Source organism: Vibrio sp. HM8-C (genome assembly GCF_058630515.1).
The window spans coordinates 77,524-102,543 of sequence record NZ_JBMMKS010000017.1 but is presented as its reverse complement, the minus strand read 5'-3'; the positions used below and the strand labels follow the sequence as shown (position 1 = coordinate 102,543).

The 25,020-nt window shown below is 43.8% G+C and carries 19 protein-coding genes and 1 tRNA gene; 10 read left to right on the top strand and 10 right to left on the bottom strand.

The features are described from left to right. Positions 1-357: 357 nt before the first annotated feature. The 3 genes from ACOSVQ_RS17610 to ACOSVQ_RS17600 form a co-directional block, all read right to left on the bottom strand. Positions 358-1,629, bottom strand: a complete 1,272-nt coding sequence (locus tag ACOSVQ_RS17610; RefSeq protein ID WP_491983758.1) for a cyclic di-GMP phosphodiesterase — start codon at positions 1,627-1,629, stop codon at positions 358-360. 257 nt (positions 1,630-1,886) lie between these two features. After that, positions 1,887-2,852 (bottom strand): isopenicillin N synthase family dioxygenase, encoded by a 966-nt coding sequence (locus tag ACOSVQ_RS17605; protein ID WP_491983757.1) that lies wholly within the window; start codon positions 2,850-2,852, stop codon positions 1,887-1,889. Positions 2,853-3,137: 285 nt separating this feature from the next. After that, a tRNA-Leu gene (locus ACOSVQ_RS17600) sits at positions 3,138-3,222 on the bottom strand. A 189-nt stretch (positions 3,223-3,411) separates the two neighbouring features. Here ACOSVQ_RS17600 and ACOSVQ_RS17595 point away from each other — a divergent pair. Beyond that, positions 3,412-3,885: an RDD family protein gene (locus ACOSVQ_RS17595; RefSeq protein WP_491983756.1), complete on the top strand. Its 474-nt coding sequence runs from the start codon at positions 3,412-3,414 to the stop codon at positions 3,883-3,885. 56 nt (positions 3,886-3,941) lie between these two features. Here the strand turns inward: ACOSVQ_RS17595 and lptG are convergent, their stop codons facing one another. Together lptG and lptF are read right to left on the bottom strand one after the other, a co-directional pair. Beyond that, positions 3,942-5,012, bottom strand: coding sequence for an LPS export ABC transporter permease LptG (gene lptG, locus ACOSVQ_RS17590; RefSeq protein WP_491983755.1), 1,071 nt, complete (start codon positions 5,010-5,012; stop codon positions 3,942-3,944). 3 nt (positions 5,013-5,015) lie between these two features. Next, the gene (gene lptF / locus ACOSVQ_RS17585; RefSeq protein ID WP_491983754.1) at positions 5,016-6,119 is read right to left on the bottom strand and encodes an LPS export ABC transporter permease LptF; all 1,104 of its coding nucleotides are present in this window, start codon (positions 6,117-6,119) and stop codon (positions 5,016-5,018) included. Between the two features lie 191 nt (positions 6,120-6,310). On the opposite strand from lptF, the gene pepA reads away from it, so the two are divergent. The 3 genes from pepA to ACOSVQ_RS17570 all read left to right on the top strand — a co-directional run bounded on the left by pepA (position 6,311) and on the right by ACOSVQ_RS17570 (position 11,308). Continuing rightward, positions 6,311-7,819, top strand: coding sequence for a leucyl aminopeptidase (gene pepA, locus ACOSVQ_RS17580; protein WP_102941102.1), 1,509 nt, complete (start codon positions 6,311-6,313; stop codon positions 7,817-7,819). A gap of 63 nt (positions 7,820-7,882) precedes the next feature. Beyond that, positions 7,883-8,332: a DNA polymerase III subunit chi gene (locus ACOSVQ_RS17575; protein WP_491983753.1), complete on the top strand. Its 450-nt coding sequence runs from the start codon at positions 7,883-7,885 to the stop codon at positions 8,330-8,332. A 114-nt stretch (positions 8,333-8,446) separates the two neighbouring features. After that, positions 8,447-11,308 (top strand): valine--tRNA ligase, encoded by a 2,862-nt coding sequence (locus ACOSVQ_RS17570; protein WP_491983752.1) that lies wholly within the window; start codon positions 8,447-8,449, stop codon positions 11,306-11,308. A gap of 80 nt (positions 11,309-11,388) precedes the next feature. On the opposite strand, the gene ACOSVQ_RS17565 is transcribed toward ACOSVQ_RS17570, so the two are convergent. Beyond that, entirely contained in the window at positions 11,389-12,351 is a 963-nt protein-coding gene (locus ACOSVQ_RS17565; protein ID WP_491983751.1) for a D-2-hydroxyacid dehydrogenase, read from the bottom strand. Positions 12,352-12,381: 30 nt separating this feature from the next. Further along, positions 12,382-13,119, bottom strand: a complete 738-nt coding sequence (locus ACOSVQ_RS17560; RefSeq protein WP_491983750.1) for a pseudouridine synthase — start codon at positions 13,117-13,119, stop codon at positions 12,382-12,384. Between the two features lie 269 nt (positions 13,120-13,388). Here ACOSVQ_RS17560 and ACOSVQ_RS17555 point away from each other — a divergent pair, with 269 nt between their 5' ends. Then, positions 13,389-14,663: an Nramp family divalent metal transporter gene (locus tag ACOSVQ_RS17555; RefSeq protein ID WP_491983749.1), complete on the top strand. Its 1,275-nt coding sequence runs from the start codon at positions 13,389-13,391 to the stop codon at positions 14,661-14,663. A 125-nt stretch (positions 14,664-14,788) separates the two neighbouring features. On the opposite strand, the gene rapA is transcribed toward ACOSVQ_RS17555, so the two are convergent. Next, complete coding sequence (gene rapA / locus ACOSVQ_RS17550) at positions 14,789-17,698, bottom strand: RNA polymerase-associated protein RapA (RefSeq protein ID WP_491983748.1); 2,910 nt, start codon at positions 17,696-17,698, stop codon at positions 14,789-14,791. Positions 17,699-18,120: 422 nt separating this feature from the next. On the opposite strand from rapA, the gene ACOSVQ_RS17545 reads away from it, so the two are divergent. From ACOSVQ_RS17545 to ACOSVQ_RS17525, 5 genes are all read left to right on the top strand, one after another. Further along, a complete protein-coding gene (locus ACOSVQ_RS17545; RefSeq protein WP_491983747.1) occupies positions 18,121-19,497 on the top strand; it encodes a PhoH family protein in 1,377 nt (458 codons plus the stop codon). A gap of 116 nt (positions 19,498-19,613) precedes the next feature. Continuing rightward, complete coding sequence (gene argF / locus ACOSVQ_RS17540) at positions 19,614-20,618, top strand: ornithine carbamoyltransferase (protein WP_491983746.1); 1,005 nt, start codon at positions 19,614-19,616, stop codon at positions 20,616-20,618. 233 nt (positions 20,619-20,851) lie between these two features. Then, entirely contained in the window at positions 20,852-21,781 is a 930-nt protein-coding gene (gene pyrB / locus ACOSVQ_RS17535) for an aspartate carbamoyltransferase (protein WP_491983745.1), read from the top strand. Between the two features lie 12 nt (positions 21,782-21,793). Next, complete coding sequence (gene pyrI, locus ACOSVQ_RS17530; protein ID WP_491983744.1) at positions 21,794-22,261, top strand: aspartate carbamoyltransferase regulatory subunit; 468 nt, start codon at positions 21,794-21,796, stop codon at positions 22,259-22,261. 145 nt (positions 22,262-22,406) lie between these two features. Further along, entirely contained in the window at positions 22,407-22,796 is a 390-nt protein-coding gene (locus ACOSVQ_RS17525) for a RidA family protein (protein ID WP_491983743.1), read from the top strand. A gap of 84 nt (positions 22,797-22,880) precedes the next feature. On the opposite strand, the gene ACOSVQ_RS17520 is transcribed toward ACOSVQ_RS17525, so the two are convergent. After that, complete coding sequence (locus ACOSVQ_RS17520; protein ID WP_491983742.1) at positions 22,881-23,606, bottom strand: 1-acylglycerol-3-phosphate O-acyltransferase; 726 nt, start codon at positions 23,604-23,606, stop codon at positions 22,881-22,883. A 142-nt stretch (positions 23,607-23,748) separates the two neighbouring features. Next, a complete protein-coding gene (murA, locus tag ACOSVQ_RS17515; protein WP_491983741.1) occupies positions 23,749-25,014 on the bottom strand; it encodes a UDP-N-acetylglucosamine 1-carboxyvinyltransferase in 1,266 nt (421 codons plus the stop codon). Between the last annotated feature and the right edge of the window lie 6 nt (positions 25,015-25,020).

The following is a 25,020-nucleotide window of genomic DNA, read 5'->3' as shown; positions in this document are numbered from 1 at the left end:
GATTTTCATCAACGAGTGCCCACACAGATTGATAGGTTTAAATTGTTAAAGAGCTTTGCTTCTTGGAAGGTTTCTTCTCGAAGCGGAGGTGCATTCTAGCGAGATAATTGTCAGTGTCAAACACTTTTTCAAATTTTCTTTTTTAGAAGTCTTATCCTCTTCCAACACCTGCTGAAGCCTTGCGACGTCTGCCGTGTCAGTGAGGCGGCATTATAGGGAGATACTTAAACTTAGCAAGCAGAAAAAGTGAAATTATTTAAAAAAAGCGTTCGTTTGTCTAAATAACCAACGAACGCTTTTTTATGCACTTTTCACCCTCAAGAAAGGCACAAGTTACTCACAAAATCCTGTGGATAACTAGTCATCGCTATCAAAGAAGTAAGAGATACGTGAACGTGGATTCAAATACTCTCTTACTTTATCCGGCAGCTTATGAGGCAAGATAGCGTTAACGATTTTTATATCTTTATCAGCTAAATCGATAATGGGTGCCTGAGTCCTAGGTACTGAAGGATCATAAATAAGTACATTAGGATATAGAAGGCTGTTGGCGTTTACCGATATAACCAGACCAACCATGTCATTCGAAAGTTGGACAACCGTACCCGGAGGGAACACGCCCATGAACTTAACCAATATGTTTAGGTTTTCATTGTTATAGATATGCTTACAGTTCTTATATAAATAAGAGAGAGCCACATATGGGATCTTTTGCTCACTTGGAACATTCGGGTGACATAAATTATCAAACGCGTTCGCAACCGCGATAACTTGAGCTAATTCATCAATCTCATCGCCTTTTAAACCTTGAGGATATCCAGAACCGTCAAGTAGTTCATGATGCTGCTCTATCACCCTTCTTGCACTATCCGGAAACTCTTTAATGTTTTGCGAAATTTCTAACCCGTATTTCGTATGCATTTTAAGGTAGTTTTTCTCAGGCTCAGTCAAAGGAGTCTGTTTACGCACAATTGCTGTAGGTATACGGATTTTGCCAATGTCATGGAATAAAGAAGCAAAAGCTATCTCTTTTATCTTCTCTGCTGGGTATCCTTTCGATCGCCCAATCATCATAGCGATCACGGAGACGTTTAATGAATGAAAGTAAATATCTTCAAATTCACTCTTACCATTCATTAGATGCAAAGTGACACTATCATCGCTAAGTAACTTATCAACTATGTCATCAACCAGTTGGGCTGCCTCATCAACAGCATCCATTGGTCGATTACGAATTTTATTCATGACTGCTCGCATACGGGCAAGCGAACGTTCAAATTCTTTTTCACAACTGATCACTCGACGACGATAAGCACTGAGTTTTTCAATTCGGTTTTGTTTTTCCTGCCACAGCTTATCCGCTTCACTATTAATATCACTTTCAGCTTCGTTTTCTGTTGTTTCCTCTTCCGAGGGAGTGAGGTTAGTTACAGGAGGAAGTGGCTGTGTGTCACTTTGGCTTGGATTAAGAAAGACGTGCTGAATACCCAAGTGCTTGATCAGGCGGATTTGTTCTTGGTCTTTAATTTTAAAACTATTAAATAAGAATGGATGCTCGTTCCATTTAACCGGCAAGCGTATATGTAGCCCTGGTTGTAATCTATCGACAGTGATTTTTATACTCGCCACAATTTACTAAAACCTCTGATCCTATCTTTAGTTATCATTCTAGAAGATGAAGGTGACATTATCACCTGTTCTGCTCAAGTTAAAAACAGGCCGCATAGTAACAAAAGTTGATCATATAGGCATATATTCAACGAATTACATTGAGTGAGGTAACAATATAAATGAGAGTTGAGACGTAAAAACGAAAGAAGTTAGGCGAATGGTGTTTATCATAGCCAATCGCCTTCCCTATAGAATAGAACCAGCTTATCTGCTAACTAAATAGCCGCTTCTATTTCTTCATCACGTCGGTAGGAATAAGTATCTTCAAATCGGGAAAGAATCCAATCACCGGCTGTAATCAAAGGGTATCCACCTTTGCCTTGCTTTTCCTTGAGGCACGAAGCTAATGTTTCAACTGGCGTATCGAAATCAGGTTCAACGAAGAAGGGCATTGAGAAGCGAGACTTACCTGTAGTTGGGCTGGATACTCTGTGTTTTGTTGAACGGTAAATATCGTTAGTCCAGCGTTGCATCAGATCACCAATGTTTACTACAAACGCGCCTTCAACCGGTGTTGCATCAATCCATTGATCTTGTTTGTTCAGAACTTGTAATCCACCGCTTTGATCTTGATAAAGTAACGTTATGCAGCCGTAATCTGTATGTGCACCAGCCCCATTTGTCTCTTGCGCTTGACTAGGATAGCTAAGCATACGCAGAACCGAAATTGGCAGAGTAAAACTTTTCGCAAAGAAATTCTCCTCTTCACCCAATGCAATTGCCATCGCTTTTAAGATCTTCAATCCGACATCTAGCGTCAGTGAATAATGTTGGCTAACAGCTTGGGCAAATCCTTCAATGTTTGGATATAGGTTTGGGCCATAGAGTTTAGGGCATCGTTCAACTTGAGAGTGATACGGTGAAAGATCTAATGCCATATCAAATGACTCTTTACAATCCAGTTCACCTAAAGGATCTAGCTTTTCTGCGCTTAATCTCCCCCAGCCTCTATGATTGTTACTTTTTTCAATTGAGATTTTCTGTTTCTCTTCCTCTGACATGCTAAACAATAAGTTAGCCATCGACTGAATGTAGTCAAATTGCTGTTGAGGTATGCCGTGACCAATGACATAGAAAAAGCCAAGCTCACGACAAGCACTATCAATTTGTTCAATGACAGGTTGCCAATCATTTCTATTTTCAGAATTTAGCGAGGAAATATCGATTATAGGTAGCGTCATACTTTCTCCTTGTAGGCTCCCGAGCTAAATAGCTTGTTTGCGTGAGCGTTATTATTTTGATGCCTAATAAGCAAAAAGCTGACCAAGTAGGCAACAATTAAACAATTGAGGCACAATAAGGCTTAGAAGAAAGACGCGTTGATTGGCAAGAAATAAATGCACCAAATAGATGCGAGAGAGAAGATGAATGCACCACGCTGGTATTAAGTGTGTTCATCGATTCAGTTAGCTAACACCAGATACAACAAAGCCCCGACTTACGTCGAGGCTTTATCATATGAATTATGGTACCGGTAGGCGGACTTGAACCGCCACGCCCGAAGGCAACGGATTTTGAATCCGTCGTGTATACCAATTTCACCATACCGGCATCTAGGCTATTGCCTTTGATGTTTGGCATTATACGTAAGAAACTAATGGGTGCAATAGCAATATATTGAAAACAAAATCGTTTGCTGAATATTTCGCCATAAAAACAGAACCTGTGCACTGGCTCTCTTTTCAGCTCTGATTGCAACCTATATCCTTGCGGCCATCTAAATAGGAATACACGTTCGTTATGAATACAACAACTTTGCCACCCGCTGGCTTTTTTCGCCGCTTAGGCGCTTTAATTTATGATTCACTAATTGTCATGGCCATACTGATGATTGCAGGTGGTATTGTCGTAGCCATTATGGAAGCTGTTGTTGCAGCAGGATTAATGAGTTACGCACCATATCAAGATGCTAGCGATTTATTAACCGGTCACCCGATTTGGAGCACTGTTTATACGATTTATCTTGCTTTGGCTTGGATTTACTTTTTCGTTTATTTCTGGACGCGAGCAGGACAAACACTTGGTATGAGAGCGTGGAAAATAGTGGTTAGAAACACTGATGGCAACAAAATTACCGTTACTCAGGCTCTAATTCGACTCGCCACTTCATGTTTTGGTTTAGGTAATTTGACGGTTCTGATTGATCCTCAGAAACGCAGTTTCCAGGACATGTGGGCAAAAACTGAAGTGGTCGTATTACCAAAAGTTCGCTAGAACAAGCTGACGCAGCACAAACATTAAAAAAGGAAGGCTAAGCCTTCCTTTTTCATTTAGAGTTTTCGTCTCAACAATAGTAGAGCCACTGTTAAGAAAACCAAACTTGGGGCAATAGCGCCAAACATTGGCGGTATGCTGTAAACCAAACTTAGAGGCCCAAAGAATTCACTGGAGATATAAAAGGTGAACCCTGCGATTACCCCTGACAAGATCCTTGCCCCCATAGTCACACTACGCAGTGGACCAAATATGAATGAGAGCGCCATCAACATCATTACAGCGATGGAGAAAGGCTGAGAAATTTTACGCCAGAAGGCTAACTCATAGCGTGAAGCATCTTGCTCCGAAGCTTTTAGATAATGCACATAATCATAAAGACCACTAAGCGCTAACTCTTCCGGTTTTACGGTAACTACAGCCAACTTGTCGGGAGCTAAAGCTGTTTTCCAACGGTATTCTGGAAGAGATTGCTTGGAAATTACGATGTCATCATTCATATCTGTCACTTGAACATCTTTCATAAGCCAATCATTTTCACCGATATAATCCACTTGCTTGGCGAAATAGACCTGACGCAGATGCTTGTTCTCATCAAAACGCCACATATTCATTCCATACAGGCGATTGTCATTTATCTTAGCAATGAAAATAAAGTCGTTAGCATCTCGAGCCCAGACCCCGGTACGAACAGATAGAATTTTACCGCCAGACGTCGCAAACGAACGCAAATCACGCGCCATTTTTTGTGCTTGTGGTGCTCCCCACTCCCCTAAGAGAGTAATGATGATCATTAAAGGAACAGCTGTCTTTAAAACGGATAAACCAATGTCGAGTTTCGAGAAACCTGCAGCCTGCATAACCACAAGCTCTGAACTTGCCGCTAATGTGCCCAAACCAATCAAAGCACCTAATAAAGCCGCCATTGGGAAGAACATTTCAATATCACGAGGAACACTGAGCAGCACAAAAATCAGTGCCTGAAGTAAGTCATATGTTCCTTCACCAACTTTACGTAGCTGTTCAACGTATTTGATGATTCCTGACAAACCGACAAAAGTAATCAGTACCAAAGTGCTCGTGGCTATGATTGTTCGTCCGATATACCAATCTAAAATCTTAAACACGGCTTAAGCTACCTTTTTCTTTTGTTTGAATTTGTCTTTCAGTCTTCGCATTGCAACACTGTCCATCAAGTTAGCTAAAATTGCAGCTAACAATAGAGCGGCGTTGATAGGCCACATACCCACGATTGAAGGAATACTGCCATCTTCTATTGCTGATTTGGTTGCACTGATCGCTAAGAAATACGTCAGGTAAATCAGAATCGCAGGGCCCATTTTAGCGAAACGGCCTTGACGAGGGTTTACCGCAGACAAAGGCACAACCAACATAGTTAACAATGGAATACAGACCACTAAAGAAATGCGCCATTGAAGTTCAGCCTGAGCCTGACGACTTTTATTTTTAATCAGTTCGATAGTAGGAATCGCTTCCCAATCACGACCTCGCTCTTTTACTTCACGCTGTCCGATCAAACCTTCGTATTCATCAAACTTCGTCACCATGTAATCAACGCGCGTCGGTACACCTTCATAACGAGTACCCTCGAACATTGTGATCACTTGTCGACCATCGCTCAACTCTTTCACATTGCCATAGTTTGAAAACATCACACTCGGAAGAATCGATTCACGAGGAGCTAATTGTGCTACAAACACATTTGAGAGCTTGCGGTTTTCGATATTGTCGATGAATACAACCGAAGAACCATCAGGAGAACGTTGGAACTGACCTTTTTGAAGCAAATCAACACTGTTTTCCGAAGCCAACTGCTCCATCAAATGCGCTTCTTTATCTTGACTCCAAGGTGATAGCCACATTGAGTTAAAAGCCGCAACGCTTGCGGTAATCACTGCTAAATACAACGCAGCACGCACCAAGAACTTGTTACCGATCCCCGTTGCATTCATCACTGTAATTTCACTTTCGGCATAAAGTCGGCCAAAAGTAAGCAGAATCCCGATATAGAGACTTAAAGGCAGCATTAGTAAACCCATTGCAGGCATATTTAAGCCAACAATGGATAAAATCATTCGAGCTGGAATTTCACCGTCGGAAGCATCAGCCAAAACGCGAATAAATTTTTGGCTTAAAAACACTAAAAAAAGTACGAAAAATATCGCAAATTGGCTTTTTAGTGTCTCGCGGATCAAATATCTAACAATAATCACGCTGAAATTACCTATACAAAACTTGTTTTTTTGATGGAATCACTATAATTTCTCGTTGAATCTTTTATTTTTTTAATTTTTGACTAACTGTTAGTACACTTAACAAAGAGGTAATCCTGATAAGGATTCAACAAGTGTAGATGCATTATCTAACATTTAGTTCTATTTGTCTTCAAGATGTAGGAGTACGCATGGAGTTCAGTGTTAAAAGTGGTAGCCCTGAAAAACAACGCAGTGCATGTATTGTTGTTGGGGTATTCGAACCACGTCGCCTTTCTCCAGTCGCAGAACAGCTAGATAAAATCAGCGACGGCTATATTAGTTCACTACTTCGTCGTGGTGATCTAGAAGGTAAACCGGGTCAGATGCTACTTCTGCATCAAGTACCGGGTGTTCTTTCTGAGCGCGTATTACTAGTTGGTTGCGGTAAAGAGCGCGAACTAGGTGAGCGACAATACAAAGAAATCATCCAAAAAACCATCAGTACTTTGAACGAAACAGGTTCAATGGAAGCGGTGTGCTTTTTGACTGAGTTACACGTAAAAGGTCGCGATACTTACTGGAAAGTTCGTCAAGCTGTTGAAGCAACCAAAGACGGCCTATACACCTTCGATCAGTTCAAAACAATCAAACCTGAAACACGTCGCCCACTGCGTAAATTGGTATTCAACGTACCAACTCGCCGTGAATTAAGCCTAGGTGAACGTGCGATTTCTCACGGTTTGGCTATTTCATCGGGTGTGAAAGCTTGTAAAGACTTGGGTAACATGCCGCCAAACGTGGCAAACCCAGCTTACTTGGCTTCTCAAGCTCGTCGTCTTGCAGACGATTATGAAACAGTAACAACAAAGATTATCGGTGAAGAAGAGATGGAAAAACTGGGTATGAGCTCATACCTAGCGGTTGGTCGTGGTTCGAAAAACGAATCTATGATGTCCATCATTGAGTACAAAGGTAACCCTGACTCAGAAGCAAAACCGATCGTTCTAGTTGGTAAAGGTCTAACATTCGATTCAGGCGGTATTTCTCTTAAACCAGGCGAAGGCATGGATGAGATGAAGTACGACATGTGTGGTGCAGCTTCTGTATTCGGCACAATGAAAGCATTGGCGAAACTGAATCTACCGTTAAACGTTATCGGTGTTCTTGCAGGCTGTGAAAACATGCCTGGTAGCAATGCCTACCGCCCTGGTGACATCCTAACAACTATGTCGGGTCAAACCGTTGAAGTACTGAACACCGATGCTGAAGGTCGTTTGGTTCTTTGTGATGCTCTGACTTATGTTGAGCGCTTCGAACCTGACTGTGTTGTTGATGTAGCAACACTAACTGGTGCATGTGTTATCGCATTGGGTCACCACATCAGTGGCGTGGTATCTAACCACAACCCTCTAGCTCACGAACTTGTGAATGCTTCAGAGCAAGCAAGTGACCGTGCATGGCGTCTTCCAATGGCTGACGAATACCATGAACAGCTAAAGAGCCCATTTGCGGATATGGCAAACATCGGTGGTCGTCCGGGTGGCGCAATTACAGCAGGCTGTTTCCTGTCTAAGTTCGCGAAGAAATACAACTGGGCACACCTAGATATCGCAGGTACTGCTTGGAAGTCTGGCGCAGCTAAAGGTTCTACAGGTCGTCCGGTCTCAATGCTTGTCCAATTCTTGCTAAACCGCAGTGGCCAAGAGACCGAGGAATAATCCTCATTGATAAAAAGGGCCGTAAGGCCCTTTTTTAGTCATACGGTTCTAAATATAAGCACTATGTCTACAGCAACGTTCTACATTGTTAAAGAAGATAGCCAACAGAGCTCTGAGCAAGGGTTCAATGATTATTTGGTTTATCTCTGTCAACACTTTACCCGTCAAGGAGCCAAGGTGTACTTGCAATGTGGCGATAAAGCTCATGCAGAGAGAGTTGCGGAATGTTTTTGGCAAGTGGAAGCGAGTGATTTTGTTGCGCATAATCTAGTGGGTGAAGGTCCGAAATACGGCACTCACATTGAAATTGGGCATGTAGGTGTGAAACCTTCTTGGAACCGCCAACTGGTAATAAATTTGGCCGATAATCATACAACCTTTGCGAACGCCTTCACAGAGGTGGTAGACTTCGTCCCCTGCGAAGAAAAAGCAAAACAATTGGCGCGTGAACGTTATAAATTGTACCGCCAAGCTGGCTATCAATTGCAGACAATTGAAATCCAGTATCCCTAAATCTAACGGGATAAAACTTAAGGTTCATCCTTATAGTTAAGCTCTCTTACTAAAGAGAACTCACTTATAGCGATAGACTTAAATTAACCATCAAAGTATCCATTTAAGAGCACTATGGAAAAGACATACAACCCAACATCAATCGAACAAGATCTGTATAAGACTTGGGAAGAAAAAGGCTACTTTAAGCCTCACGGTGACACATCAAAAGACGCATACAGCATCATGATCCCGCCACCGAACGTCACTGGTAGCCTTCACATGGGTCACGCATTCCAAGATACCATTATGGATACCTTGATTCGTTGCCAACGCATGAAGGGTAAAAACACCCTTTGGCAAGTGGGTACTGACCACGCTGGTATTGCAACTCAAATGGTTGTTGAGCGTAAAATCGCAGCAGAAGAAGGCAAAACCAAGCACGATTACGGCCGTGACGCATTCATCGATAAAATTTGGGAATGGAAAAACGAGTCTGGTGGCACAATCACTAAACAGCTTCGTCGCTTAGGTGCATCTGTTGATTGGGATCGTGAACGTTTCACTATGGATGACGGCTTCTACAAAGCGGTTCAGGAAGTATTCGTTCGTCTATACAAAGACGACCTTATCTACCGTGGTAAACGTTTGGTTAACTGGGATCCAAAGCTGCACACAGCAATTTCTGATCTTGAAGTTGAAAACAAAGACGTTAAAGGCAACATGTGGCACTTCCGCTACCCTCTAGCTGATGGTGTTAAAACTACTGACGGTAAAGACTACATCGTTGTTGCAACTACTCGCCCTGAAACCATGCTTGGTGATACAGGTGTTGCCGTAAACCCAGAAGATCCTCGTTATAAAGATCTTATTGGTAAAGAAATTATCCTTCCTATCGTTGGTCGTCGTATCCCTATTGTGGGTGACGAACACGCTGATATGGAAAAAGGTACTGGCTGTGTGAAAATCACACCGGCGCACGACTTCAACGACTATGAAGTAGGTAAACGCCACCAGCTACCAATGATCAACATCTTCACTTTTGATGCAAACATCCGTGACGCAGCAGAAGTATTCAACTCTAACGGCGAAGCGAGCACTGCATACGGCACTGACATTCCTGCTAAATACCAAGGTGTTGAACGTTTTGCTGCGCGTAAAGCGATCGTTGCAGAATTTGAAGAACTTGGTCTTTTAGAAGAAATCAAAGATCACGACCTAACCGTTCCTTACGGTGACCGTGGTGGCGTAGTTATCGAACCAATGCTAACTGACCAATGGTATGTACGCGCAGGCATTCTTGCGAAGCCAGCTGTTGAAGCGGTTGAAAACGGCGACATTCAATTCGTACCTAAGCAATACGAAAACATGTACTTCTCTTGGATGCGTGACATTCAAGACTGGTGTATCTCTCGTCAGCTTTGGTGGGGTCACCGTATCCCAGCTTGGTATGATGCTCAAGGCAATGTATACGTAGGCCGTACTGAAGAAGAAGTTCGTGCGGACAACAACATTGCTGCTGATGTAGCGCTTAACCAAGACGAAGACGTTCTGGATACTTGGTTCTCTTCTGCGCTTTGGACGTTCGGCACACTTGGCTGGCCAGAGAAAACCGACGCACTAAAAGTATTCCACCCATCTGAAGTATTGGTGACTGGTTTTGACATCATCTTCTTCTGGGTTGCTCGTATGATCATGATGACCATGCACTTCATCAAAGATGAAGATGGCAAACCACAAGTACCATTTAAGACTGTTTACGTTACCGGTCTAATTCGTGACGAAAACGGCGACAAGATGTCGAAATCGAAAGGTAACGTGCTTGACCCTATCGACATGATCGATGGTATTGATCTTGAGTCACTGGTAACTAAGCGTACTGGTAACATGATGCAGCCGCAACTTGCTGCGAAAATCGAGAAAAACACGCGTAAAACTTTCGAAAATGGTATCGAACCATACGGTACTGACGCACTACGCTTTACCCTAGCAGCAATGGCTTCTACAGGTCGCGATATCAACTGGGATATGAAGCGTCTTGAAGGTTACCGTAACTTCTGTAACAAACTATGGAACGCAAGCCGTTACGTAATGATGAATACAGAAGAACAAGATTGTGGTTTCGCAGCAGGTGCAGAGCTTGAATATTCTCTAGCGGATAAGTGGATCGAATCTCAGTTTGAACTCGCTGCTAAAGCGTTCAACGAGCATATCGACAACTACCGTTTGGATATGGCAGCAAACACGCTGTACGAATTCATCTGGAACCAATTCTGTGACTGGTATCTAGAGCTAACGAAACCAGTATTGTGGAAAGGCACTGAAGCGCAGCAACGCGCAACACGTCGCACGCTAATCACAGTACTAGAGAAGACTCTACGTCTTGCTCACCCAGTATTGCCGTACATCACTGAAACTATCTGGCAAAGCATCAAGCCACTAGTAGATGGTGTTGAAGGAGACACTATCATGCTACAGGCTCTGCCTCAGTACGATGCTGCGAACTTCAACCAAGAAGCATTAGACGACATCGAATGGGTGAAAACCTTTATTACGGCGATTCGTAACCTGCGCGCAGAGTACGACATCAACCCAGGTAAACCACTTGAAGTGATGCTGAAGGCAGCAAATGAGCAAGATGCTGCGCGTCTTGAAGCGAACAAACAAGTACTGGTTTCTCTAGCGAAACTGGAAAGCGTTCGCGTGCTTGCTGCAGGTGAAGCAACGCCTGCATGTGCAACAGCACTTGTAGCGAAATCAGAGCTGATGATCCCTATGGCTGGTCTAATCGATAAAGATGCAGAACTGGCTCGTCTAGCGAAAGAAGTGGCGAAAACTGAAGGCGAAATCAAACGTATCGAAGGCAAGCTAGGTAACGAAGGTTTCGTTGCTAAAGCACCTGAGCAAGTTATTGCGAAAGAGCGTGAAAAGCTTGAAGGTTACAAAGATACTCTTGCGAAGTTAGAAGAGCAGAAAGCAACGATTGCTGCACTTTAATCTAAGCTAACAACCAAACTAAAAAGGCAGCCTAGGCTGCCTTTTGTTTATCTATTAATTCTAAACTACTCGTATTAATTCTAAACCACTCGGTTTTGCTCTGTTCCTGCAACGAATGCTTCAATGTTATTCATCAGAATCTTTGCTAACTGACTGATGGCAGAATCACTGCCCCACGCGACATGGGGTGTCAGCAATAAGTTAGGCAGATCCATATTCGCTAACAGCGGATTATCAATATCGGCAGGCTCTTGGGTAAAGACATCCACACCTGCCCCTGCAATTTGACGCTTCTTCAGCGCATCCACCAACGCAAGTTCATCAACCAATCCACCGCGACCAGTGTTAATCAGAATCGCATTAGGCTTCATCTGAGTAAACTCTTGCTGCGAAATAGTATTTCGAGTGGCTTCACTTAGAGGGCAATGCAGCGAAATCACATCTGACTGCTGCAATACTTTTTCAAATGGCAGGTATCCTTCGCGACAATCCGAAGACCCTTTACGTTCAGCGTAAACAACATTCATACCTAGCGCTTTCGCCATCTCAGCCGTTGCCTTACCTAAAGCCCCACTGCCAATAATGCCCAGTGTGGAACCAGCAATATCACCGATAGGATGAGTAAAGAAACAGAACTGTTTATTACGCTGCCATTCTCCAGCAGCGATGTCGTGGTGATACCCCATCAGATTACGGCGAAGGGCAAACATCATTCCAATGACGTGCTCTGGCACGGAACGTGTCGCGTATCCTTGAACGTTGCAAACGGCAATTTTGTTCGCTCGGCAAAATTCAATATCCACGTTATTCACGCCAGTGGCAGAAACAGCAATTAGCTTAATCTGAGGTAGCTGAGCCAAGATGTCACCGCTAATCACCACTTTATTGGTAATCACGATATCTGCGTTGTAAATGCGCTCAAATACCTGTTCAGGATTGGTAAAGTCGTATTCTTGCCATTCATGTTCAATGGCAAGAGGCGGTAACTCGATATGCTTGGGGATAGTAGCTCGATCAAGGAAGACGATTTTAGGGACTGACATGTTTACTCCTTTATAGCCACCTAATAAGCATTACGATTTAGGCAGCGTTTTATAATCTGGCAATTTTCTCTCAGGATCGAAGTGCTGCAAAATTTCTTCCTGTGCTTCGGGATAAAAGTCACAAGGAACAAAAATACTTCGTAACCAATGGCTGCGAGGATGATAAAAACTCAATTCGGCAGCGTGCAGCTCCAAACGGTCTGTGAAATCAATCGCTTCCTGTGGCGCATAAAATTCATCGCCAACAATTGGATGACCCAATGCCATCATATGAACACGTAATTGATGAGAACGTCCAGTCACTGGAAGCAAACGAACGACAGTTGTTTTCTCTTCACGCTTAACCACATGGAACATAGTTTGCGACGGTTTACCATTTTCAAAACAAACCATTTGTTTTGGACGGTTTGGCCAGTCACAGATTAAAGGCAAGTCAATCATGCCCTCATCCTGCTCTACAATTCCCCACACGCGGGCGTAATAGATTTTATGTGTCAGGCGATATTGGAACTGCTTCTTCAACGCCGATTCCATATAGGTGTTCTTGCCAAACAGCATTAAGCCGGACGTCGACATATCTAAGCGGTGAACGACTTTCACGTCTGGGTATTGCTCGACCAAGCGACTCCACATGCTGTCATAGTGCTCTTCAAGTCTCCCCGGAACAGACAGCAATCCAGACGGTTTATTAACCGCAATAATGTAGTCATCCTCATATACCACATCAATCCACGGTTCCGTTGGTGGGTGGTATTCAGTCATCGCCATGAAAGTCATCTCAAATAAAAAAATCGGCGCATTATAGCAGCTAAAAAGCCCACTGTTATCTGCAAAATGAAGTAACGATTACAGCACCAAATGCCTCAACGATACGGAATACGAAAAAAGTTTCAAATACCTTGTAAATATAAATTGACACAAAAAACATCTGTGATATTGATGTGTAGTATTGACATTAAAGTCAACCTGACCGGCTAAGCTGGCGGGCTATAAAAAATAAATTGAACACAACATCACAATTCTAAGGAATAACAAGAATGGAAAACGCCGTATCATATCCATCAGAACAACGGCTATCTTTGTCTCAACTATTACGCTCTTTAGGGCCTGGGATAATGATGGCTGCAGCTGCTGTTGGTGGCTCACATCTCGTTGCATCAACCAAAGCTGGCGCTATTTATGGCTGGCAATTAGCAATACTGATTCTGCTGGTAAACTTATTTAAATACCCATTTTTTAAAGCAGGTGTTCAGTACACCATGGGCACAGGCCAAAGCCTTGTCGAAGGTTATGCGAAGCTCGGTAAACCTTACCTGTGGGTATTCACAATCCTTGCTGTTTTCTCAGCTGTAGTAAACACAGCAGCACTACTGATGTTCAGTGCAAGTTTGCTTGGCTACTTCGTGCCATTTGAACTGTCACTACCAGTGCTATGTGGCATCGTATTAGTAACCTGTCTAGTGATTCTATTCGCAGGCCACTACAAAGCTTTAGACACGTTATCTAAAGTCATCATGGCGGTACTAACGATTGCTACACTACTTGCTGTTGCCATTGCTGCAGCAAACTCTGCACCAGTGAGTGCAGTTGCAGCGGAAACACCATCTCCATGGACTCTAGCTGCCATTGGCTTCCTAGTAGTAACAATGGGTTGGATGCCAGCTCCGATCGAAATTTCAAGCCTGACTTCTGTATGGCTGAAATCTCAATGTCGCCACCAAAAAGTAACAGCTCAATCTGCACTGTTTGACTTCAACGTTGGTTACATCGGTACTGCTATTCTAGCAGTTGTGTTCCTAGCACTCGGTGCATTGGTACTAAATGGCACAGGTGTGGAACTGTCTAAATCAGGTGTGGGCTTCTCGCATCAGCTTGTCGGTCTTTACGCATCAACCATTGGTGAATGGTCTCGTTACCTAATCGCTGTTATCGCGTTCTTCTGTATCTTCGGTAGTACGATTACAGTTATTGATGGTTACTCACGTGTAATTGCAGAATCACAACGCCTAATCAAAGAAGACAAAGAGCAAAGCCCTAAAGTACTTCAATCGTGGATGATCGTGGTTTCAGCAGTGTCATTGGCAATCATTTTGTTCTATGCATCAGCATTGATCCCAATGCTTGATTTCGCAATGATCATGGCATTCATGACAACACCTGTATTCGCACTGTTGAACTACATTCTAGTGACGAAAACGGCACTACCGAAAGAGCTAGCTGTAGGTCCGAAACTAAAAGCACTGTCTGTTCTTGGCCTAGTGTACCTATTTGGTTTCCTTGCACTGTTCATCTGGTGGAAATGGATTATGTAATTTAGCCAGCGACTTTAATTTCAAGTCGTTTGGATAGAATACGAATAGATAAACAAAAGGCCTTCTGATGAAGGCCTTTTTATTGGATAACTTTTTCTACTCAGCTTTTACTACTGAAATGTCACTTAGTTGTGTGCAACAACAATCAGACGAAGGGAATCTAGCTGGTATTGAGCCTGACTGATGTAACCAGAAAGCTCGTTAACCTGCTGTTCAATCACTTCAATCTCTTCATCACGAATGTTCGGATTCACGGCTTTCAGCGCCTGTAAACGCTCCAGTTCAGAGTTTAAGCTATGCTCCATCTCTTTCTGTGCTTTTTCACGAATTGTTTTCACCTCTTCCACAGCGAACGTTTCACTTGCCGTGATTAAACGATGTACATCATTTTGTACACTGCTGACCAATTTACTGGCTAAATGACGATTCACAGGGCTGAGCTGGCGGTTGAAGCCTTCAAACTCAACTTGGCTTGAGAGGTTATTACCACGCGCATCCAATAGAATACGAATAGGCGTTTGTGGTAAGAAACGGGAAATACCACTACGCTTTGGCGCTTGGGCATCCACTAGATAAACCAACTCCAACAAAATCGTCCCTACTGGCAACGACTTGTTTTTCAGTAGGGATACCGCAGAAGTCCCCACACCTTCACTCATTAGAAGATCAATACCACCTTGAATCATTGGGTGTTCCCAACTGATAAAGTGCATATCCTCACGGGACAGAGCGGTATCGCGATCAAAAGTGATTGTCGCACCCTCATAAGGTAAACCTGGATAGCTTGGCACCATCATGTGTTCCGACGGTGTTACTACAAGCGCATTTTCACCGTGGTCATCTTGGTTCAAGCCAATGGTATCAAACAGACTTAATGCGAAAGTGACCAAGTTTGTATCACCATCTGTCGCTGCAATTTTCTCTGCAATCTCTAACGCTTTGTCACCACCGTTAGAGTGCATCTCTAACAGACGATCGCGACCATGTTCTAATTGAGATTTTAGTGTTTTATTCAGCTTCGCAGATTCTTCAATGATCTCTTCCAGATCATCGCTGCCACCAGCCGCCAACGCAGGAACTAAGCGTGATACAAATGCGTCATAAACCGCGCGACCCGTCGGGCAAGTTTCTGCAAAAGCATTTAAACCTTCATCGTACCAACGAGCCAAAATGCCTTGCGATGTGCCTTCAAGGTAAGGAACAAAAATATCAATGTCACGCTGCTGACCGATACGATCCAAACGTCCGATACGCTGCTCAAGCAAGTCAGGGTTAAACGGTAGATCAAACATCACCAACTGACTAGCAAACTGGAAGTTACGACCTTCTGAACCGATTTCACTACAGATAAGAACCTGAGCACCACCCTCTTCTTGCGCGAAATACGCAGCCGCTTTATCACGCTCGATGATCGACATACCTTCATGGAACACCGTTGCGCGAATACCTTCACGCTCGCGAAGCGCTTGCTCAAGTTGTAATGCTGTGCTGGCGCGTGACGCAATAACAAGGATCTTATCACTGCGTTTTGCTTTTACTTTTTCAATCAGCCAGTTAACACGTGAATCAAACTGCCACCAACTTGAGTTTTCGCCTTCAAACTCTTGGAAGATCTCTTCTGGATAGAGCATCTTCATCGCGCGAGCTTCAGGAGTGATCTTTCCACCAATCAATCCCGACACGCGCATAGACGTCTCATACTGAGATGGAATTGGCATCGGCATCAAATGCACATTACGAGTGGGGAAACCTTTCACCGCTGCACGTGTATTTCTAAACAGAACACGACCAGTTCCGTGACGATCCATTAAGTTATCAACCAACTCTTGGCTAGCAGAAGCTTTCTCTTCGTCGCTCGCTTGGCTTTCCAGCACACGGAATAGCGGCTCAACGTCTTGCTCAGAGAGCAATTCAGTTATTTGGTTTTTCGCATCATCACTCAACTTCTGACCAGAAAGCAGTGCGCTTACCGCATCGGCAACTGGCGCATACTGTTCTTCTTCCTGAACAAAGGCTTCGTAATCATAGAAACGATCAGAGTCCAGCAGACGAAGACGTGCAAAGTGACTCTCGCGACCAAGCTGCTCAGGTGTTGCAGTTAGAAGAAGCACACCCGGTGTACGTTCAGCTAAACCTTCAATCACTTGGTATTCACGGCTCGGATTGTCCTGAGACCACTCAAGGTGGTGCGCTTCATCGACTACCAGCAAGTCCCATTCAGCTTCTATTGCCTGTTCAAAACGCTGACGACTCTTGCGTAAAAAGCCCAAAGAGCACAATACATATTGTTGAGTCTCAAATGGGTTATCCGCTTCAGCAAACGCTTCAACACAGCGCTCTTCATCAAAGATAGAGAAGTGCAGGTTAAAACGACGCATCATCTCCACCAGCCATTGGTGTTGTAGTGTTTCAGGAACCACAATCAGAATGCGCTCTGCGCGACCAGAAAGCACCTGCTGGTGAATGATCATGCCTGCTTCGATGGTTTTACCCAAACCCACTTCATCAGCCAACAAAACACGTGGTGCATAACGACGACCCACTTCATGAGCAATATAGAGCTGATGAGGAATCAAACCCGCACGCATACCACACAAGCCACGCATTGGACTCTTGTGTTGCTGAAATTGGTTAGTCAGAGAGCGGTAACGCAACACAAAATTGTCCATACGATCAATCTGACCTGCGAACAGCTTATCTTGCGGCTTGTTGAATCGAATTTGGTTGCTTAGGAAGATTTCACGCAGAGCCACGCCTGACTCTTCTGTGTCTTCACGAGTTCCGAGGTAGGTTAGCAAGCCCTGTTCTTCAACCACTTGCTCTACTTTGAGTGACCAGCCTTCTTGGCTATCAATAACGTCGCCGACATTAAATGTCACTCGTGTTACTGGAGCGTCATTGCGAGCATACACTCGGTTTTCTTCTGACGCTGCAAACATAAGAGTAACAGTTCGCGCATCCATTGCTACGACGGTACCTAAACCTAAATCGCTTTCCGTATCGCTAATCCAGCGTTGCCCCAAAGCAAAAGTCATTAATCGACTACCTCATCAATTTGGATTGGATAATTATAAGTAGAAATCTGCCGCATAAAGAATTCAGCTCCTAATTATGATCGCTTTAGGAGAGTGCAGCAGAAAAAGGTCGCTAATCTTACTTGATGGCGTGATACAGGTCACGCTCAATCCCAGCATTTTTTATTCTAGTGTGCGATGACATCAAACTGTAAAAAACCGATGGCATTTCTTAGCTATGAAGTTGCTATACTCAATACAGGTAAACAGATAAAACCGAATGAAAATTTGGCACAAAGTCTGCTTATCACAACAGTGAGTATCAACTCGGGTTTGCAGTAAGTCGCAATAGATCGAAAGCCTACCCAAAGCGTACGATTCGTTGCGACCTCTGGATGTAAACATCCTATGAAAGCAAGCTATACGATAGCAAGGAGACGCTTATGGGCGATACCGATCGGAAACTGTTTGTACTGGATACCAATATCCTACTTCATGAACCTCTAGCCATTTACTCCTTCCAAGAACATGATGTGGTCATCCCCATGACCGTCCTCGAAGAACTCGACCGAATCAAAGACAGCAAACGCGATGTTGCACGCGACGCTCGTGTAGCGATTCGAGCGTTGGAGAATTTGTTCCACGATGCGACACCAGATGAGATATCAGAAGGGATCCCTTTTACCAAACAAAGCAGTGCGACCGGCACCATTTCAATCTTAGCCGACTATGATGTCCACGAGAGCGTAAAAGCTTTCACCGACAAAGAAGGCGACAACCGTATACTTAACGCTGTGCTCCATTTGCAGAACAAACGCGCCCCTCGCTCGGTTGTTCTGATCACCAAAGACATCAACATGCGTCTACGTGCTAAAGGCGCTGGCGTTCGTTATGTCGAGGACTACCGTACTGACCAACTGATTGACGACGTTCAGTACCTAACCAAAGGTTTCCAGACTAGACCGGGAAATTTCTGGGATCAGATTGAGAATGTAGATAGTTATGCATTAGAAGGCAAAACCTACCACAAACTTGACCGCGAACCTTTTGAACCCACCTACATCAACCAATATGTTATCGATGAAGAGAGTGATTTTGCAGCGCGTGTAGAGACCATTACCGAAGATAAAATTACTCTGCGAGACAAGAGCCGCGAGCGCATGATGCACCGCAAAGCTTGGGATATCATGCCTAAGAACATCTACCAAGCGATGGCGTTAGATGCTCTGCTCGACCCTGAAATTGACCTCGTTATTCTTACAGGCGCTGCCGGTAGTGGAAAAACATTGCTAGCGATGGCTGCGGCATTAGAGCAGACCGTTGAGAAGAAGATGTTCGATAAGATCATCGTTACTCGTAACACCCCTGATATCGGCGAGTCTATCGGTTTCCTTCCGGGTACAGAGGAAGAAAAAATGATGCCTTGGCTGGCAGCCGTTACCGATACACTGGAAGCTCTACATAAGAACGACCACTGTACAGAAGGCTCTTTGAAATACATTGTTGATAAAGCCAACATTCAGTTCAAATCGATTAACTTTATGCGTGGACGCTCAATTCAAGACGCCTTTGTATTGCTTGATGAGTGTCAAAACCTCACAGCCTCACAAATCAAAACCATCATCACTCGTTGTGGTGAAGGCACGAAAATCGTCTGTTCTGGTAACCTTGCACAGATCGATTCCCCATACTTAACCCCCGTAACATCGGGGCTCACCTACATGGTTGAACGCTTCAAAAACTTTGAAGGTAGTGCCAACATTCACCTTAACGGTGTGGTTCGCAGCCGCCTAGCAGAGTTCGCCGAAGAGAATTTATAAGCATTTTTGGCGAGATGTTAAACGCATCTCGCCTTTTATTTAAAATAATTATTCACTTTTGTAGCATTTCTATGTTTAACTAGCCGTACTCGTTATTTGTATTTAAGGACTGAGTCATGGCTTTCAATTTACGTCACCGCAATTATCTTAAACTGCTTGATTTTACGCAGAAAGAAATCCAATTCCTGTTGGATCTCTCTGCTGATTTAAAACGAGCAAAAAAAGCGGGCACTGAGCAAAAAAAATTAATAGGTAAAAACATCGCGCTCATTTTTGAAAAAGCCTCTACTCGTACTCGATGCGCATTTGAAGTCGCTGCTTTTGATCAAGGTGCACAAGTCAGTTACTTAGGTCCTTCAGGTTCACAAATTGGCGACAAAGAGTCGATGAAAGATACCGCTCGCGTACTAGGACGCATGTACGATGGTATTCAATACCGTGGTTTCGGTCAGGAGATCGTCGAAGAATTGGGTAAATATGCAGGTGTTCCGGTTTGGAACGGCTTAACAGATGAGTTTCACCCAACTCAGATACTGGCAGATTTCTTAACCATGCAAGAATACTCGCGCGGTAAACCACTGAGCGATGTGAAGTTCGCTTACCTCGGCGATGCCCGTAATAACATGGGTAATTCACTCATGGTGGGTGCGGCAAAAATGGGGATGGATATCCGTTTGGTTGCACCAAAAGCGTACTGGCCTGACGCCGAGTTGGTGCAAACCTGCCAACAATTAGCAGCAGAAAGCGGCGCAAAAATTACCCTCACTGAAAATGTTGTGGAGGGCGTCACAGGTTGTGATTTTCTTTATACTGACGTTTGGGTCTCTATGGGTGAAGCACCAGAGGCGTGGGATGAGCGTGTTGCGCTAATGAAGCCTTATCAGGTCAATATGGATGTGATAAAGGCAACCGGCAATCCTCATGTGAAGTTCATGCACTGCTTACCAGCATTCCACAACGATGAGACCACTATCGGCAAGCAAGTCGCTGAAAAATTCGGTATGAAAGGACTTGAAGTGACAGAAGACGTATTTGAGTCAGACTACTCAATAGTGTTTGATGAAGCGGAAAACCGCATGCACACCATCAAAGCGGTAATGGTGGCTACGCTCGGTGACTAGCTAGGAGATAAATTGCGTAATCGCTTGCGTCACTGAAAACTAGGCGTATAATGCCCAACAATTTGTCTAGGGGGGCTCAATGAAATTGATGCATATTGACGTTCGTGCAGCTAAAGATTTCGGTAAGCAATTACGCTTACAGGGCAAACTGTTTTCCCCCGTTGTTGAATTTTAAAGCCTCCCATATTGGGGGGCTTTTTTATGACTTTAAGAAAATGATAGGGAAGAAGATCATGGCTAACTCGCTTTATAAAAAGCACATCATCTCCATTTCTGAGCTTTCAAGACAAGAATTGGAATTGATTGTTCAAACTGCAGGCCAGCTTAAAGCTGAACCAAAACCAGAACTGATTAAAAACAAAGTCGTTGCAAGCTGTTTCTTTGAGCCGTCTACTCGTACGCGCTTATCCTTTGAAACCGCTATTCAGCGCATCGGCGGCAGTGTTATCGGTTTTGATAACGGCGGTAATACCTCTTTAGCAAACAAAGGGGAAACACTGGCTGATTCAGTTCAAATCATCACCTCTTATGTGGACGCTTTTGTTATGCGTCATCCGCAAGAAGGCGCTGCGCGTCTAGCTTCTGAGTTTTCTAATGGTGTTCCTGTCATCAACGCAGGCGATGGTTCAAACCAACACCCAACTCAAACCCTACTTGATTTGTTTACTCTGTATGAAACTCAAGGTCGACTAGACAACCTGAATGTCGCTTTTGTTGGTGACTTAAAATACGGTCGTACCGTACATTCACTTGCTCAAGCTTTGGCGAAATTTGATAACAACCGCTTCTTCTTTGTGGCACCAGACGCCTTAGCAATGCCTGATTACATTTGTGAAGAGTTGGATGAAGCTGGCGTGGAATACAGCGTACACAGCGATATGGAAAGCGTAATTCCTGAGCTCGACATTCTCTACATGACTCGCGTACAGAAAGAGCGTTTTGACCCATCTGAATACTTGCACATTAAGTCAGCTTTCGTTTTAACAGCATCGATGCTTGAAAACGCACGCGAGAATATGAAGGTTCTTCACCCACTTCCTCGCGTTGACGAAATCACTACAGATGTGGATAAAACACCTCACGCTTATTTCTTCCAACAAGCGAGCAACGGTGTTTATGCACGCGAAGCGCTGTTAGCTCTTGTTTTGAACGAATCACTGTAATTGGAGACTGTCATGAGTAAAGAAACCAAACTGCAAGTTGAAGCCATCAAAAACGGCACAGTGATTGACCATATTCCGGCAAAAGTGGGTATAAAAGTTCTAAAGCTATTTGATATGCATAACACTCAACAACGAGTGACTATTGGTTTGAACTTACCGTCTTCAGCGCTTGGACATAAAGATCTATTGAAGATTGAGAATGTGTTTATCAACGAAGAGCAAGCGAACAAACTGGCGCTTTATGCTCCGCATGCTACGGTAAACCAAATCGAAAATTACGAAGTAGTGAAAAAGCTTGCTTTGGAACTGCCAGAGAAAATCAACAGTGTGTTTGCTTGTCCAAACAGTAACTGTATTTCACACAATGAACCGGTAGAAAGCAGCTTTCGTATTTTCGAGAAAAACAACGATATTCGTTTGAAATGTAAGTACTGCGAAAAGGTTTTCTCTCGCGAAATTGTCACTGAGCGCGAAGGTTAATCAAGCCTTTACCTATTAAGGTATAAAAGGCAAACTGCTAGGGTCTGTTTTCCAATTCGGTATACAGACCCTTTTTGTATCAATGTCAGCCCAAATCTACAAAGCTAGCATTGCTAATAACCTGAATAAGAATGGAATAAGAACCATGACAAAAGTTTTGCACACAGAATCTGCTCCAGCGGCAATTGGTCCATACATTCAAGGTGTTGACCTTGGCAATATGGTTTTAACTTCTGGCCAAATCCCAGTAAACCCAGTAACGGGTGAAGTTTCTGACGATATCGCTGTTCAAGCACGTCAATCTCTAGACAACGTAAAAGCTGTGGTTGAAGCATCAGGTTTAACGGTTAGTGACATCGTAAAAATGACTGTTTTCGTAAAAGATCTAAACGACTTTGGAACTGTTAACGAAGTGTACGGTAAGTTCTTCGATGAACACAATGTGACTCACTACCCTGCTCGTTCTTGCGTGGAAGTGGCACGTCTACCAAAAGACGTGGGTATCGAAATCGAAGCCATTGCTGTACGTAAATAATTTCTTCCGTGACTAGGTTGTAAACACTAGACAGCAAAAAGGGTTGCACAAGCAACCCTTTTTAATTTCACATCAGAAACAGAACTATTTCGTGTTACGCTCAGCGACTTCTTTATCAAGCTCTTCCAATTTCACTTTCATGGCTTCATAGCACTGGTTTGAAAGATCACGCACCGACTTGTCTTTATACTCTTGGTAAGAAATGGGTGACAGCATTTCAACAATCACATGACCGTTATCCCAGCGATTTAAACTCAAATGACGAGTTGAGCTACAAACAATTGGAATCACAGGAACTTCTGCCCCCATTGCTGCATGGAAAGCACCAGTTTTAAATGGCAATAAGCCGCGACCGCGAGAACGAGTACCTTCAGGGAACATCCACACTGATACGTCGCTGTTTTTAATGCTATCAACTACTTGGTTAATGGTGCCTTTTGCTTTCGCTTTGTTGGCACGGTCAATCAAGATATTACCGGTCAACCAATAAAGCTGACCAAACAGTGGCATCCAAGCTAGGCTTTTCTTACCAACAGTCACGACTTTTGGCGTCACCGCAGAAGAAACGGTAAAAAGATCCCAGTTATTTTGGTGGTTCGCGATGTAAACCGCTTGACCACGTTTGTAAGCATCTTCAGGAAGGCGAAGTTCCAACTTGATACCGAACACTTTAGACATCGCTGCGAACATGCGACCAAACGTGAAAACGTGCTTAGGGTTACGAGGGCTTAATAAGCAGTAACCACATCCGAATATAAACATCACCACCGCAAAGATAGCAACAGCAATGATACGAAGTAATGCAATCATCTGTTTTCTCCAAAGGAGCTTAGCAACCCAAGTTCGTATACAAATAAAGTTCGTGTACAAATAAAGTTCAGGTAAAAGTAAAGCTCAGGGCAAAATAAAAAGCCGAAATCATGAGACTTCGGCCTATAAACTCACTTGAAAATTAGCTCGCTGCACGTACGCGCTGAATATTTGCGCCCAGAGCTGAAAGCTTATCTTCAATGCGCTCGTAACCACGATCAATGTGGTAAATACGATCTACGATGGTTTCACCGTGAGCGATACAACCCGCGATCACTAAGCTTGCTGATGCACGAAGATCTGTTGCCATCACTTGCGCACCACTTAACGATTCCACATCGCCACAAATAACTGTGTTACCTTCGATTTCTGCTTTCGCACCCATACGCATTAGCTCAGGCACATGCATGAAACGGTTTTCAAAAATCGTTTCCGTAATCACGCCACCACCTTTTGCCATCATGTTCAGCAAGGTGAACTGTGCTTGCATGTCGGTAGGGAAGCCCGGATGCGGAGCCGTGCGAATAGAAACCGCTTTTAGCTGACGACCAGTCATATCTAGACTAATCCAGTCATCACCAGTTTCAACGTGTGCACCCGCTTCTTCGAGCTTAGCAATAACCGCTTCTAGCAATTTAGCGTTGGTTTTACGACAAACAATTTTGCCTTTTGACACCGCTGCAGCCACTAGGAATGTGCCAGTTTCAATACGGTCAGCAACAACAGTATGTTTACCACCACCAAGAGACTCAACGCCTTCGATAGTAATAGTGTCAGTACCAGCACCCGTAATTTTCGCACCAAGTTGGTTTAAGAACTTAGCGGTATCAACGATTTCAGGCTCGCGCGCTGCGTTATCAAGAACTGTTTTACCTTCAGCTAATGTTGCTGCACACATGATAGTGATTGTCGCGCCGACGCTCACTTTATCCATCACAATATGCGCACCTTTAAGGCGACCATCAACACTGGCTTTCACGTAACCATCTTCTAAAACAATCGTCGCACCTAACTGCTCTAAGCCGTGGATATGAAGATCCACTGGGCGAGCACCGATAGCACAACCACCAGGTAAAGATACCTGACCTTCACCAAAACGAGCAACTAGAGGCCCTAAAGCCCAAATAGACGCACGCATGGTTTTTACTAAATCGTATGGTGCACAGAACTGGTTAATCTGGCTAGGGTCAACGTGAACAGAACCATTACGTTCTACTTTTGCGCCTAAGCGTTTAAGCAGTTCCATTGTGGTATCAATATCACGTAGGTGAGGAACATTACCCACCTCAACTGGCTCAGTCGCCAGAATAGACGCAAATAAAATTGGCAGTGCTGCGTTTTTAGCACCAGAAATGGTCACTTCGCCTTGTAGTGGCTTATCAGACCCAATAACTCGAAACTTATCCATTCACTA